This is a genomic window from Marinobacter sp. es.048, from assembly GCF_900188435.1.
Lineage (GTDB): Bacteria > Pseudomonadota > Gammaproteobacteria > Pseudomonadales > Oleiphilaceae > Marinobacter.
This window is the reverse complement of record NZ_FYFA01000002.1, coordinates 1344491-1357777: the sequence shown is the minus strand read 5'-3', so window position 1 is coordinate 1357777 and position 13287 is coordinate 1344491. Positions and strand designations below refer to the sequence as shown.

Sequence of the window (13287 nt, the reverse complement as noted above, 5' to 3'; positions counted from 1 at the left end):
CCCTTGTCGAAATTGAGTTGATGAGAGCATCCTGATGAAAGAACGACTGAGTAACGACTTCCAGTTTGTCGAGGTTGGACGTGTCGACCCGAAGAAGGTCCCGGCCAAGAAGCGGAAGAAAGAGTTTGGTGAAATTTATCACCCCTTCACAGCGGACAACGCGGCGTCCCAGTCCCACCGCTGTCTTGAATGTGGTAACCCGTATTGCGAGTGGAAGTGCCCGGTACACAACTACATCCCGAACTGGCTCAAGCTGGTTTCCGAAGGCAACATCATGCGTGCCGTTGAGTTGTGTCACCAGACCAACTCCCTGCCTGAAGTCTGCGGCCGGGTCTGTCCACAGGATCGTCTATGCGAGGGTGCATGCACCCTGAATGACGGCTATGGTGCGGTCACCATCGGGTCTGTCGAGAAATACATTACTGACACTGCTTTCGCCCTGGGCTGGAAACCGGATATGTCCGCAGTGAAGTGGACTGATAAGAAGGTTGCAGTGATCGGCGCGGGTCCTGCTGGTCTGGGATGCGCTGATGTCCTGGTTCGCAACGGCGTCAAACCGGTCGTGTTCGATATCTATCCGGAAATCGGCGGCCTCCTGACCTTTGGTATTCCGGAGTTCAAGCTGGAAAAGTCCGTCATGACCCGTCGTCGCAAGGTGTTCGAGGAAATGGGCGTGGAATTCCGGTTGTCTACCGAGGTTGGCAAAGACGTTCAGCTTCAGGAGATCATCGACGAATACGATGCCGTCTTTATGGGCATGGGCACCTATACCTACATGAAGGGCGGTTTCCCGGGTGAAAACCTGCCAGGCGTCTATGACGCCCTGCCGTTCCTGGTTTCCAACGTCAACCGTCGGCTGGGCTACGAAAAAGACGAGGCCGACTTCATCGACATGAAGGGTAAGCGTGTCGTTGTGCTGGGCGGTGGTGATACGGCTATGGACTGCAACCGGACTTCGATCCGTCAGCAGGCTGAAAGTGTTACCTGTGCCTACCGCCGTGACGAGGCCAACATGCCGGGCTCCCGGAAGGAAGTGGCCAACGCCAAGGAAGAGGGCGTTAAGTTCCTCTTCAACCGTCAGCCTATTGCCATCCTTGGCGAAGACCGGGTTGAAGGTGTGAAGGTGGTTCAGACCCGGCTGGGCGATCCTGATGAAAATGGTCGTCGCCGCCCGGAAGTGGTTCCTGGCAGTGAGGAAGTTATTCCTGCCGACGCCGTTCTGGTGGCTTTCGGTTTTCGTCCGAGCCCGGCCGACTGGTTTGATGAGCTGAAGGTGAACACCGACGATTCGGGCCGGGTAACCGCTCCGGAAGGGTCCGAGTTCATGTTCCAGACCAGCAACGAGAAAATCTTTGCGGGCGGGGACATGGTCCGCGGTTCGGATCTGGTCGTAACCGCTATCTGGGAAGGCCGTCAGGCTGCCGAAGGTATCATGGATTACCTGGATATCTGATTGCAGGTTTGATCCTGATCAGGGGGCGGTTTCCTAAGGGAAAGCCGCCCTTTTTTATTCCCGCAAACCGGGTATTATGGCTCCCCATTCAATTTTCCCCTTTGTACAGAACACGCTGGATTTCCTATGACCGAGCTGAAGAATGACCGTTTCCTGCGCGCCCTGATGCGCCAGCCCGTGGACCGCACACCGGTTTGGATGATGCGACAGGCAGGGCGGTACCTGCCGGAATACCGTGCGACAAGGGCGAAGGCCGGGGATTTTCTCAGCCTGTGCAAGAACTCACCGTTGGCCTGCGAAGTGACTCTGCAGCCCCTGGAGCGCTTCCCGCTGGATGCGGCCATCCTGTTTTCAGACATCCTGACCATTCCGGATGCATTGGGCCTGGGCCTGTACTTCGAAACGGGTGAGGGACCGAAATTCCGGAATACGATCCGCTCCGAAGCCGATGTTGCGGCTTTGCCGAAAATCAGCGCTGAAGTGGATCTGGACTACGTCATGAACGCGGTTTCTACCATCCGCGGAGCCCTGAGCGGCAGCGTTCCCCTGATCGGCTTCTCCGGAAGCCCGTGGACTCTTGCGACGTACATGATTGAAGGTGGCTCGTCCAAGGATTTCCGGGAGGCCAAGAAGCTCATGTATGGCCAGCCTGAAGTTATGCACCGCTTGCTGGACCATCTGGCGGATGCGGTTATTGATTACCTCAACGGCCAGATCAAGGCAGGTGCCCAGGCCGTACAGATTTTCGATACCTGGGGTGGGGTTTTAAGCAGCTGGGCGTATGAAGAATTTTCGCTTCGTTATATGAAGAAGATCGTCGATGGCCTGATTCGCGAAAATGATGGTCGCCGCATACCGGTGATTTTGTTTACCAAGAACGGCGGCCAGTGGCTGGAATCCATTGCCGATTCCGGTGCGGATGCCGTTGGGCTGGACTGGACCACCGATATCGGCGACGCCCGCGCCCGCATAGGCGACCGGGTGGCCCTCCAGGGCAACATGGATCCGGCCATGCTGTATGCGCCGCCTGAGCGGATTCGCCAGGAAGTGGCAGATATCCTGCGGCGCTTTGGTTCCGGTCCTGGCCATATCTTCAATCTTGGTCACGGCATTACGCCGGATGTGGATCCGGAGCATGCCAAGGCGTTCATTGAGGCCGTGGTTGAACTCAGCCCGGAATATCACCGCTAATTCTGCACCACGGTAGGTCGGGTTAGGCGCGCATAGGGTGCCGTAACCCGACAAACTCAGCACAATCCAAAACTCCTCTGGATGCATTCTTTTGTCCGGTCTATAGTCAGTTAAAACATGACTGGTAAACAGGAGTAACCGCTTGCCCACCAAGAATCCCGAAAAACGCCGGTTCCACCGGATCGAATTCGACGCGCCCTGCGAGCTTCACTGCCAGGAGTCTGTCTGGAAGACCGAGGTGCTGGATATTTCCTTGAAAGGCGTGCTGGTGAAGCGGCCGGAAGGGTGGGATGTGCCGCTAAAGCAGCCCTGTGAAGTGATTGTTCACCTGAATGATCATGAGGCGGGTATTGTGATGGCGGTGGAGCTCAGGCACATAGAGCCGCACAGGCTCGGTTTTAAATGCCAGTACATTGACCTGGACAGCGCAACCCACCTCAAACGCCTAGTGGAACTGAACCTGGGAGATCAGGCGTTGCTCGAACGAGAGTTTGCCCACCTCATTGATTAGAACTTTTTTAGCCGGCCGCCGGCACCACTGCGTGTAGGGCAGGTTGACTTCGAAGATGGCAGGCTTAAAGCTCTTCCAGAGCAGTAAGAGCGTCACTCAGTTTAGTCACTGGAATCACTTTCATGCCGTCGATGGCCTTGCGCGGGGCATTGGATTTCGGCACCAGGGCCCGGGTGAAGCCGTGTTTGGCGGCTTCATAGATGCGCTCCTGGCCGCTGGGAACCGGGCGGATTTCCCCTGAGAGGCCAACTTCGCCGAAGATCACCAGGTCCTGGGGTAGGGCGCGGTCGCGGAAGGAGGAGACAATGGCGGCCAGCAGTGCAAGGTCGGCGCTGGTTTCGTTTACCTTTACGCCACCAACCACGTTCACGAACACGTCCTGGTCGGACACATGCATGCCGCCGTGGCGGTGCAATACGGCAAGGAGCATGGCCAGGCGGTTCTGATCAAGGCCAACGGCTACCCGTCTCGGGTAACCGCCCTGCGCCATGTCCACCAGAGCCTGGATTTCCACCAGCATCGGGCGAGTGCCTTCCCAGACGACCATCACCACGCTTCCCGGGGCCGCGTCTTCGCCGCGGTTCAGGAAAATCGCGCTGGGGTTTTTCACTTCCTTGAGTCCCTGTTCCAGCATGGCGAAGACGCCCAGCTCATTCACCGCACCAAAACGGTTCTTGATGCCGCGCAGGGTTCGATAACGGCTGTCGCTGGAGCCTTCCAGCAGAATCGAACAGTCGATCATGTGTTCCAGGACTTTCGGTCCGGCCAGGCTGCCGTCTTTGGTGACGTGGCCGACCAGGAACAGGATGGTGCCCGTCTGCTTGGCGAAACGGGTCAGGTAGGCTGCGCTTTCGCGTACCTGGGAGACACTGCCCGGGGCGGACTCGATATCCGCCATGTGCATCACCTGAATACTGTCTACCACCAGAATCCGGGGTTTTTCCGCCTCGGCCACCTGCATGACGCGCTCGACACTGGTTTCGGACAGCATCTTCAGGTCTTTGGTCGGCAGGCCCAGCCGTTTGGCGCGCATGGCAACCTGTTGAAGGGATTCTTCACCGGTGACATACAAAGCAGGCACGCTGGCAGCAAGATGGCAGACGGCCTGGAGCAGAAGTGTGCTCTTGCCGGCGCCCGGGTGGCCGCCCATAAGCACGGCAGAGCCTTCGACCAGGCCACCGCCCAGGACCCGATCGAACTCCTGCATGCCGGAACTGATGCGTGGCTGCTCTGCCAGGCTGACGTCATCCAGGCTCTGGACCTCGGACAAGCTGCCGGCAAATCCCTCAAAGCGGGCACCGCGGGCGCCTTTGCTGTTGCTACTGACGCCGCGGACTTCACTGATAGTGTTCCAGGCCTGGCAGGCCGTGCACTGGCCCTGCCATTTGGAATAGTCTGCACCGCATTCGGTGCAGACGTAGGCGGTTCTGGTTTTCGCCATCAGGCCAGCTTTTTGTACTTCATGCGCTGCGGCTGCATCGCCGAATCACCCTTGCGCTTCTTGAAGTCCTCGTCGTACTCGGTGAAGTTACCTTCGAAGTACACCACCTCGCCATCATCTTCGAACGCCAGGATATGGCTGGCCACACGGTCGAGGAACCAGCGATCGTGTGAGATCACCAGGGCAGAGCCCGGGAAGTTCAGCAGGGCTTCCTCCAGGGCGCGGAGGGTTTCCACGTCGAGATCGTTGGTCGGCTCATCCAGCAGCAGCACGTTGCCGCCCTGTTTCAGAAGTTTGGCCAGGTGCAGGCGATTGCGTTCACCACCGGACAGGTCTCCAACCCGCTTCTGCTGGTCGCTGCCCTTGAAGTTGAAACGGCCAACGTAGGCCCGGGAGGGCGTCTCGTAGTTGCCCACCTTGATGATGTCGTTACCGTCGGAGAGTTCTTCCCAGACGGTTTTGCTGCCGTCCAGATCGCGCATCTGGTCCACATAGGCCAGCTCCACGGTTTCCCCGACGGTAATGTCGCCGGAATCCGGCTTGTCGAAACCTGCGATCATCTTGAACAGGGTGGATTTACCGGCACCGTTACCACCGATAATGCCAACAATGGCGCCCGGCGGTACGCTGAAAGAAACGCCTTCATACAGCAGGCGGTCACCGAAGGACTTGCTGATGCCGTCCACCTCAATCACCTTGTTACCCAGGCGTGGTCCGGGTGGAATGTAGAGTTCGTTGGTTTCGTTGCGCTTCTGGAATTCCTGGGAGCTCATCTCCTCAAAGCGTGCCAGACGGGCCTTGCTCTTGGATTGGCGGCCCTTGGCATTGCTGCGCACCCACTCCAGTTCCTGCTTGATGGCTTTCTGATGAGAGGCTTCCTGCTTGGATTCCATCTCCAGGCGCTTTTCCTTGTTTTCCAGCCATTGGCTGTAGTTGCCTTCAAACGGAATGCCTTGGCCACGGTCCAGTTCCAGGATCCAGCCCGCGACGTTATCGAGGAAGTATCGGTCGTGGGTGATGGCGACCACGGTTCCTTCATAGTCGTGGAGGAAGCGCTCCAGCCAGGCTACGGATTCGGCATCCAGGTGGTTGGTAGGCTCATCAAGTAGCAGCATGTCCGGGCCGGCCAGCAGCAGACGGCACAGGGCCACGCGGCGGCGTTCACCACCGGAAAGAACGCTCACTTTCTGATCCCAGGGTGGAAGGCGCAACGCGTCCGCGGCCACTTCCATCTTGCGTTCAATATCATGGCCGTCGGTGGCCTGGATGTAGGCTTCGAGTTCGCCCTGCTTCTTGGCCAGGGCATCAAAATCCGCATCCGGTTCGGCGTAGGCTGCGTACACCTGGTCCAGTTCTGCCAGGGCGTCATGCACACCGGAAACCGCCTCATCGACGATTTCCTTGACGGTTTTCTCTTCGTCCAGCTCCGGCTCCTGGGGCAGATAACCCACGTTGATGCCGGGCTGCGGGCGGGCTTCACCGATGTAATCCTGATCCACGCCCGCCATAATGCGGAGCAGGGTGGATTTACCGGCGCCGTTGAGACCCAGAACGCCGATTTTGGCGCCAGGGAAGAAGCTCAGTGAAATGTCCTTCAGAATCTCGCGCTTGGGCGGGACCACCTTGCCCACGCGGTTCATGGTGTAAACGTATTGGGCCATTTTGGCAGAATCCTTTTATCAAACAGTCGCTTGAGAAATGAATACACGTCAGGTGCCTGATCAAGGCCTCCGGGGTGGGCGGTCCGGGATCGTCAAAATCAGGGATGATTTTGTCGAGCTTACAGGGACGTATTCACAGCGTATCCCGGACCGCCCATCCCGGAGGCCGACACCACGGGGGCCGGTACCTGAGAACAGTAATCGGGTAAGGTATCGAAACCTACCAGTGATAGCAATTGAGCAGAAACCGGAGTTGGCCGCATGCCGGTATCTGCGGACGGTATAAAGGGTGATTTTTCACCTGTTTGTAAGATAGAATAGCGGCCCAATTTTTCAGGGAGCCTGCGGAGATCGCCAAAGCTCTCCGGGCCAGCCAAGCACACAGGGGCAGCGCATCCATGTTTAATCGTGAAATGAAAATCGCCGGCTTTGACGACGAACTCTGGAACGCCATGCAGGCGGAAGAGAAGCGCCAGGAAGCTCATATCGAGCTGATCGCGTCCGAGAACTACACCAGCCCCCGGGTGATGGAAGCCCAGGGCAGCGTGCTGACCAACAAGTACGCGGAAGGCTATCCGGGCAAGCGCTACTATGGCGGCTGCGAGTTCGTGGATATTGCCGAAGATCTGGCGATTGAGCGTGCCAAAGAGCTGTTTGGTGCTGCCTATGCCAACGTCCAGCCGCATTCCGGCTCCCAGGCCAACTCCGCTGTCTTCATGGCTCTGCTCAAGCCCGGTGACACCGTTCTGGGCATGAGCCTCGCCCATGGTGGGCACCTCACTCACGGCGCCAGTGTCAACTTCTCCGGCAAGATCTACAACGCCGTGCAGTACGGTATTAACACCGACACCGGCCTTCTCGACTACGATGAAATCGAATCGCTGGCTCTTGAGCATAAGCCAAAAATGATTATTGCCGGCTTCTCCGCTTACTCCCAGGAGCTGGACTTTGCCCGCTTCCGCGAGATTGCCGACAAGGTGGGTGCCTATCTGTTCGTTGATATGGCCCACGTGGCTGGTCTCGTAGCCGCCGGCGTTTACCCGGATCCGGTTCCGCATGCCCACGTGATTGCGACCACAACCCACAAGACCCTGCGCGGTCCCCGCGGCGGTCTGATCCTGGCCTGCGATGATGCTGACCTGCAGAAAAAGCTGAACTCTGCGGTATTCCCGGGCGGCCAGGGTGGCCCGCTGATGCACGTGATTGCCGCCAAGGCCGTGTGCTTCAAGGAAGCCATGAGCGACGATTTCAAGACTTACCAGCAGCAGGTTGTGAAGAATGCTTCCGCCATGGCCCAGGTGTTTGTGGATCGTGGCTATGATGTGGTTTCCGGTGGCACCAAGAACCACCTGTTCCTGGTCAGCCTGATCAAACAGGACATTACCGGAAAAGATGCGGATGCGGCGCTGGGTCGTGCCCACATCACCGTGAACAAGAACGCGGTTCCCAATGATCCTCGGTCTCCGTTCGTCACTTCCGGTCTTCGCATTGGCACCCCGGCAATTACCACCCGTGGTTTCGGCGAGTCCGAGTGTCGCGACCTCGCCGGCTGGATCTGCGACATTCTCGATAACCTGGACGATGAGGCAGTCAACAGCCGGGTTCGTGAGCAGGTAAGTGCACTCTGCGCCCGTTTCCCTGTCTACGGCTAATCGTTTTATAGCTAGACTACAGGCATGACCTGCCGGGCCGATCAGTCGGCCCGGCTTCCTCTCCGGAGTTCCTGACTATGCATTGTCCCTTCTGTGGTGAAGCAGATACCAAGGTGATTGACTCCCGGCTGGTGGCCGAAGGAGATCAGGTGCGTCGTCGCAGGGAATGCCTGTCCTGCCGGGAGCGGTTCACGACCTTTGAGTCTGCAGAACTGGTGATGCCGCGGGTAGTCAAGCAGGATGGCACCCGGCAGCCTTTTGATGAGGAAAAGCTGCGCGCGGGGCTGATGAAAGCGCTCGAAAAACGGCCTGTGAGTATTGAACAGATTGATGCGGCCCTGAACCGGATCAAATACCGTTTGCGGGCGACCGGTGAGCGGGAAGTGAAATCCATGCAGCTGGGCGAGGAGGTAATGACCGAATTGCGCCAGTTGGACAAGGTCGCCTATGTCCGCTTCGCGTCCGTGTATCGCAGCTTTCAGGATATCAAGGAGTTCAAGGAAGAGATCGAGAGGTTGTCGGCCAGCAACGGTGAGGCGGCTGTGGATGTCGCTAAAGCGCTGGCGGATAACCACGCCCCGAAAGGAAAGGCATGATCGAGAACCGCGACAGGGCCATGATGGCGCGGGCTGTCCAGCTTGCCTGGCGCGGTCGGTACTCTACCCATCCTAATCCCCGTGTTGGCTGTGTTATTGCCCGGGGCGATCTGGTGCTGGGTGAGGGCTGGCACGAGCGAGCCGGAGAAGCCCACGCCGAGACCCGTGCCCTGAGTCAGGCCGGTCCCGATGCCCGGGGCGCGACAGCCTACGTGACGCTGGAGCCTTGCAGTCATTTTGGCCGTACGCCGCCCTGTGCCAGAGCGCTGATCGATGCCGGTGTCGCTCACGTGTATGCCGCGACCAAGGATCCGAATCCCTCGGTGTCCGGCCGTGGGCTGGATATGCTCAGGGAAGCGGGTGTGCGGGTTACCGAGGGCTTGCTGGCGGAAGAGGCCGCCCGTCTGAATCCGGGGTTCATGAAGCGGATGAACACTGGCCGGCCCTGGGTGCGGCTCAAGATGGCCGCAAGCCTTGATGGCCGTACCGCCATGGCCTCCGGTGAGAGCCAGTGGATAACCGGCGCAGACGCCAGACGGGATGTTCAGCGCCTCAGAGCGATCAGTGATGCCATCCTGACCGGTGTCGGCACGGTGCTCGCCGACGACCCGTCACTGACGGTACGACGCGAAGAGCTGGGGGATATCGGCGACGCGACGGAGCCGGCGAGGCAGCCGCTGCGGGTTATTGCCGACAGGGACGCGCGAACACCGTCTTTGGCGAAAATCCTTCAGGGCGGTAACGTGCAGGTGTTCTGTGCGTCATCGACTCTCGCGACAGCGCCAGCTCAGGATCTCGCGGCGCTGGGCATCAGCCTTACTGGCGTCGCCTGGAAAGATAACGGGGTCGACCTGGCTGAACTGCTGGACTCGCTGGGCGAGCTCGGAATCAATGAGCTGCTGGTTGAGGCGGGCCCCACTCTGGCGGGCACCTTCATCAACGAAAAACTGGTCGATGAACTCTGGCTCTATCAGGCGCCGGTTTTTCTCGGCAGCACGGGACGTCCGACCGCACACCTGCCGCTGGAAACCATGGCAGATAAAGTACAATGGAAAGTGCTGGACCGACGTCAGGTAGGTGAGGATCAGCGTCTGATCCTTGCCCGCCGGTAATCCATAAACTCAGGATGTTCCGCAAGCCGATATTTGCCGGAACGCCGCAAGGGTGCAAAACCATATGGCACTGAACAGCATTGAAGACATCATTGAAGATATCCGTCAGGGCAAGATGGTCATACTGATGGATGACGAGGATCGTGAGAATGAGGGCGATCTCGTGATGGCTGCTGAGCATTGCACGGCCGAAGCCATCAACTTCATGGCCCGGTTTGGTCGTGGCCTGATCTGCATGCCCATGACCCGGGATCGCTGTGAGCAACTGGGGTTGCCGCTGATGGTTCAGCAGAACGCCTCCGGCTTCGGAACCAAGTTTACCCTCTCCATTGAGGCTGCCGTGGGCGTGACTACTGGCATCTCGGCGGCAGACCGTGCCCGCACCGTGCAGGCAGCGGTAGCACGCAACGCGAAAACCAGTGATCTGGTTCAGCCCGGCCATATTTTCCCGTTGATGTCTGATCCCGGCGGTGTTTTGAGCCGCGCGGGGCACACGGAAGCATCCTGTGACCTCGCCGCACTGGCAGGTTGCGAGCCGGCAGGCGTGATCTGCGAGATCATGAATGACGACGGCTCGATGGCCCGCCGGGAAGATCTGGAGCGATTCGCCGAAGAGCACGACCTGAAGATTGGCACCATTGCCGATCTGATCCACTACCGCACCATGAACGAGCGAACCGTTGAGTGTGTGGAAGAAAACGACCTCGACACCGAGTACGGCGTGTTCAAGCTTCGGACATACCGCGACAACATCCAGGGAGCCACCCATCTGGCGATGTTGATGGGAGACATTTCTCCCGATGAACCGGTCTATGTCCGGGTCCACATCACGGACACCCTTCGGGACCTCCTCGGTGCGCGCCGCAAGGATTCTCGCAGCTGGCCCCTGCATCACGCCCTTGAAAAGGTGGCAGAGGAAGGCCGGGGCGCGGTCGTCCTGCTGAACAGTGCCGAGGACAGCTACAATCTGGAAGACCGTATCCAGGAATTCTTTGATGAGGGGAAAGGCTCTTCTGGCAAAGGCAGCTCCGGCGTTTACTTCACAGTAGGTACCGGCTCCCAGATTCTCCGGGATATCGGTGTTGGCAAGATGCGCCTGCTGAGCCCGCCGATCAAATTCTCGGCCATTTCCGGTTTCGATCTGGAAGTTGTTGAATACGTTCCCTATACCCCTGAATGAACAACCCGGTCGTGGCCGCGATGCCGCGACACGTGAAGGAGCCATCGATGGCAGATATCAGAGTAATTGAAGGTGATTTTACCGAGTGCAGCGGACGTTACGCGCTGGTCGTAGGCCGTTTTAACGGCTTTGTTGTGGAAAGCCTGGTTGAGGGCGCGCTGGATACCCTGCGCCGTCACGGAATTTCCGATGACGACGTCACCATCGTTCGCGTACCGGGGGCCTATGAAATGCCCCTGGCCGTCAAGCGCGTCGCCGAAACCGGTGAGTACGATGCGATTATCGCCCTGGGTGCGGTCATCCGTGGCGGCACACCCCATTTCGAGTATGTTGCCGGCGAGGCCTCCAGCGGCCTTGGCGCGGTCAGTCTTGATACCGATGTGCCGGTGACCTTTGGTGTGCTGACGGTGGATTCCATTGAACAGGCCATCGAGCGTTCCGGAACCAAGGCTGGTAACAAGGGTGCGGAAGCGGCGATAACTGCCCTTGAAATGGTCAGCCTGTTCAAGAAGCTGGGTGAGTAATGAGCGAAACTGAAGGTACATCACCGCAGCCGGCTCCGTCCGGCAAGCCAAAAGCCGGTGATCGACGCCGTGCCAGGGCTCTCGCCATGCAGGGGCTCTATCAGCGCCATTTCAGCAAGACGGCGATTTCTGACATTGAAGCCGAGTTCATGGTCGACAATGACATGACCAAGGTCGACCTGCTGTATTTCCGGGATCTCCTTCGTGGTGTTCATCGCGAGCAGGGCGAGCTGGACAAGTTGATCGAGCCTTTTCTCGATCGGCCTATTAACGAGGTAGATCCAGTGGAGCTGGCCATCGTTCGTTTGGGGGCCTATGAGCTCAAGCATCGGCTTGATGTGCCCTACAAAGTGGTCATCAACGAAGGCATTGAGATGGCGAAGCGTTTTGGTGGCACAGAGGGCCACAAATTCGTTAACAGTCTTCTCGACAAGCTGAGCGGCCGACTCCGGCTTGCCGAGACCCGCCCCCGGTAACCGATGGGTGAGTTTGAGCTGATTCGACGTTACTTTCTGTCGCCTGCCGGGCGGCAGGAATCCGGGTCCCTGATCCTGGGGCCCGGGGATGATTGCGCGATTCAGCGAATTCCCCCTGGCCGGGATCTTGTCTTTTCCGTGGATGCCTTCGTGGAGGGTGTCCATTTCCCGCGAAACTATCGTTCAGATTACCTGGGTTGGCGGGTTCTCGCGGCAGCTGCCAGTGATCTTGCGGCCATGGGTGCGGACCCGGAATGTTTCACGCTTGCGCTGACGCTGCCCTCTGTGGATGAGCAGTGGCTTGAGGGCTTCTCAACAGGGCTGAGAAGCGCCAGCGGCGCTTTTGGGTTCGAATTGGCGGGCGGAGATACCACCTCCGGACCGCTCACGCTGAGTCTGCAGGTGCATGGTACTGTCGAGCAGGGGAGCGCTGTCCGTCGCTCCGGCGCACATCCCGGCGACCTGATCGCCGTGTCGGGCACTCTCGGCAACGCCGGCGCCGCCCTCGACTATCTCGCTGAACCTGAGCCCTGTGCTGACATGCTTGCCGTAATGGAGCATTACCACCGGCCCTGGCCCAGGCTGGATCTGGCAGTGGCTGTGCGCCAATATGCCAGCGCGGCGATTGATATCTCTGATGGTTTGTTGGCCGATCTGGGCCACATTCTTGCGGCTTCACGTGTCGGTGCCCGTGTTGAACGTGCCCGACTGCCTCTTTCGTCCGCTCTTTCGAGGCTCAAGGGCGATAAGGCCGTAGACTACGCATTGCGTTCCGGGGATGATTACGAACTCTGCGTCTGTTTTCCCCCGAACAGCTGGGAGCGCGCACCGGAGCCACTGAAGAGTCAATTCACCGTGATTGGCGTTGTTGACGCTGGGTCAGGCCTGTATCTCGACGATGTCGATTGCGGTCTGGAAGCCGCGCCAGCGGGGTATGATCATTTCAGGAGTGAGCGATGAGTCAGGAAGGCCAGCCTCCCGAGCCCGATTCGCCGGCAGTGATACTGCCGCCAGGCTTTCTGAGGAACCCCGTGCACCTGCTCGCTTTTGGGTTTGGCAGCGGAGCAACCGCGCGGGCGCCTGGTACCTGGGGAAGCCTGGCCGCCATCCCGCTTTGGTATGGGTTCGCCTGGTTACCGCCTGCTGGCTACTGGCTGGTTGTCCTGTTTGCTTTTATAGCGGGCATCTGGCTGTGTGGAAAGACAGCCGAGGACCTCAAGGTCCATGACCATGGCGGCATTGTCTGGGACGAATTTGTCGGCATGTGGATTGCTCTTGGCCTGTTCCCAGACAACATATACGGAGTTCTGGGGGCTTTTGCCCTGTTCCGGTTATTTGACATTGCCAAACCCTGGCCCATTAGTTGGCTGGACCAGCACCTGCCAGGCGGGCTGGGGATTATGGTAGACGACGTGATCGCCGGCTTGATGGCCCTGATCTGCCTGTGGGCAGTGGACATGTGGCTGGTCCCCGTCATGGTCTAGGAAGCC

The 13287-nt window shown here is 58.8% G+C and carries 13 protein-coding genes; 11 read left to right on the top strand and 2 right to left on the bottom strand.

Going from position 1 to position 13287, the window contains the following annotated elements; translation table 11 throughout:
- Window positions 1-34 precede the first annotated feature (34 nt).
- The 3 genes from CFT65_RS17315 (at window position 35) to CFT65_RS17305 (ending at window position 3155) form a co-directional block, all read left to right on the top strand.
- Entirely contained in the window at window positions 35-1453 is a 1419-nt protein-coding gene (locus CFT65_RS17315) for an FAD-dependent oxidoreductase (protein WP_088829289.1), read from the top strand.
- Between the two features lie 126 nt (window positions 1454-1579).
- Complete coding sequence (hemE, locus tag CFT65_RS17310) at window positions 1580-2644, top strand: uroporphyrinogen decarboxylase (protein ID WP_088829287.1); 1065 nt, start codon at window positions 1580-1582, stop codon at window positions 2642-2644.
- Window positions 2645-2786: 142 nt separating this feature from the next.
- The gene (locus CFT65_RS17305) at window positions 2787-3155 is read left to right on the top strand and encodes a PilZ domain-containing protein (protein WP_088829286.1); all 369 of its coding nucleotides are present in this window, start codon (window positions 2787-2789) and stop codon (window positions 3153-3155) included.
- A 64-nt stretch (window positions 3156-3219) separates the two neighbouring features.
- Here the strand turns inward: CFT65_RS17305 and radA are convergent, their stop codons facing one another.
- Window positions 3220-4596: a DNA repair protein RadA gene (gene radA, locus CFT65_RS17300; protein WP_088829284.1), complete on the bottom strand. Its 1377-nt coding sequence runs from the start codon at window positions 4594-4596 to the stop codon at window positions 3220-3222.
- Complete coding sequence (gene ettA, locus CFT65_RS17295) at window positions 4596-6257, bottom strand: energy-dependent translational throttle protein EttA (RefSeq protein WP_088829283.1); 1662 nt, start codon at window positions 6255-6257, stop codon at window positions 4596-4598. Before ettA ends, radA begins: the two co-directional genes overlap by 1 nt.
- A 398-nt stretch (window positions 6258-6655) precedes the next feature.
- Between ettA and glyA the strand changes: the two genes are divergently transcribed.
- The 8 genes from glyA (at window position 6656) to CFT65_RS17255 (ending at window position 13281) form a co-directional block, all read left to right on the top strand.
- Window positions 6656-7909 carry a serine hydroxymethyltransferase gene (glyA, locus tag CFT65_RS17290; protein ID WP_088829281.1) on the top strand — a complete coding sequence of 418 codons (1254 nt, stop codon included), beginning with the start codon at window positions 6656-6658 and terminating at the stop codon, window positions 7907-7909.
- Between the two features lie 77 nt (window positions 7910-7986).
- The gene (gene nrdR, locus CFT65_RS17285) at window positions 7987-8505 is read left to right on the top strand and encodes a transcriptional regulator NrdR (RefSeq protein ID WP_088829280.1); all 519 of its coding nucleotides are present in this window, start codon (window positions 7987-7989) and stop codon (window positions 8503-8505) included.
- Complete coding sequence (gene ribD, locus CFT65_RS17280; RefSeq protein ID WP_088829278.1) at window positions 8502-9617, top strand: bifunctional diaminohydroxyphosphoribosylaminopyrimidine deaminase/5-amino-6-(5-phosphoribosylamino)uracil reductase RibD; 1116 nt, start codon at window positions 8502-8504, stop codon at window positions 9615-9617. Before nrdR ends, ribD begins: the two co-directional genes overlap by 4 nt.
- 64 nt (window positions 9618-9681) lie before the next feature.
- The gene (gene ribBA / locus CFT65_RS17275) at window positions 9682-10797 is read left to right on the top strand and encodes a bifunctional 3,4-dihydroxy-2-butanone-4-phosphate synthase/GTP cyclohydrolase II (protein WP_088829276.1); all 1116 of its coding nucleotides are present in this window, start codon (window positions 9682-9684) and stop codon (window positions 10795-10797) included.
- 47 nt (window positions 10798-10844) lie between these two features.
- Complete coding sequence (ribE, locus tag CFT65_RS17270) at window positions 10845-11321, top strand: 6,7-dimethyl-8-ribityllumazine synthase (RefSeq protein ID WP_008170762.1); 477 nt, start codon at window positions 10845-10847, stop codon at window positions 11319-11321.
- Window positions 11321-11797, top strand: coding sequence for a transcription antitermination factor NusB (gene nusB / locus CFT65_RS17265; RefSeq protein ID WP_088829275.1), 477 nt, complete (start codon window positions 11321-11323; stop codon window positions 11795-11797). The genes ribE and nusB overlap by 1 nt, the downstream gene beginning before the upstream one ends.
- 3 nt (window positions 11798-11800) lie before the next feature.
- Complete coding sequence (gene thiL / locus CFT65_RS17260; RefSeq protein ID WP_088829273.1) at window positions 11801-12757, top strand: thiamine-phosphate kinase; 957 nt, start codon at window positions 11801-11803, stop codon at window positions 12755-12757.
- On the top strand, window positions 12754-13281 hold the full coding sequence (locus CFT65_RS17255) for a phosphatidylglycerophosphatase A (protein WP_088829271.1): 528 nt from the start codon (window positions 12754-12756) through the stop codon (window positions 13279-13281). The genes thiL and CFT65_RS17255 overlap by 4 nt, the downstream gene beginning before the upstream one ends.
- The last annotated feature ends 6 nt before the right edge of the window (window positions 13282-13287 follow it).

Coding starts and splice junctions, on each gene's coding strand:
- CFT65_RS17315 (WP_088829289.1), top strand. CDS start 35: ATGAAAGAACGACTGAGTAACGACTTCCAGTTTGTCGAGGTTGGACGT.
- hemE (WP_088829287.1), top strand. CDS start 1,580: ATGACCGAGCTGAAGAATGACCGTTTCCTGCGCGCCCTGATGCGCCAG.
- radA (WP_088829284.1), bottom strand. CDS start 4,596: ATGGCGAAAACCAGAACCGCCTACGTCTGCACCGAATGCGGTGCAGAC.
- ettA (WP_088829283.1), bottom strand. CDS start 6,257: ATGGCCCAATACGTTTACACCATGAACCGCGTGGGCAAGGTGGTCCCG.
- glyA (WP_088829281.1), top strand. CDS start 6,656: ATGTTTAATCGTGAAATGAAAATCGCCGGCTTTGACGACGAACTCTGG.
- nrdR (WP_088829280.1), top strand. CDS start 7,987: ATGCATTGTCCCTTCTGTGGTGAAGCAGATACCAAGGTGATTGACTCC.
- ribD (WP_088829278.1), top strand. CDS start 8,502: ATGATCGAGAACCGCGACAGGGCCATGATGGCGCGGGCTGTCCAGCTT.
- ribBA (WP_088829276.1), top strand. CDS start 9,682: ATGGCACTGAACAGCATTGAAGACATCATTGAAGATATCCGTCAGGGC.
- ribE (WP_008170762.1), top strand. CDS start 10,845: ATGGCAGATATCAGAGTAATTGAAGGTGATTTTACCGAGTGCAGCGGA.
- nusB (WP_088829275.1), top strand. CDS start 11,321: ATGAGCGAAACTGAAGGTACATCACCGCAGCCGGCTCCGTCCGGCAAG.
- thiL (WP_088829273.1), top strand. CDS start 11,801: ATGGGTGAGTTTGAGCTGATTCGACGTTACTTTCTGTCGCCTGCCGGG.
- CFT65_RS17255 (WP_088829271.1), top strand. CDS start 12,754: ATGAGTCAGGAAGGCCAGCCTCCCGAGCCCGATTCGCCGGCAGTGATA.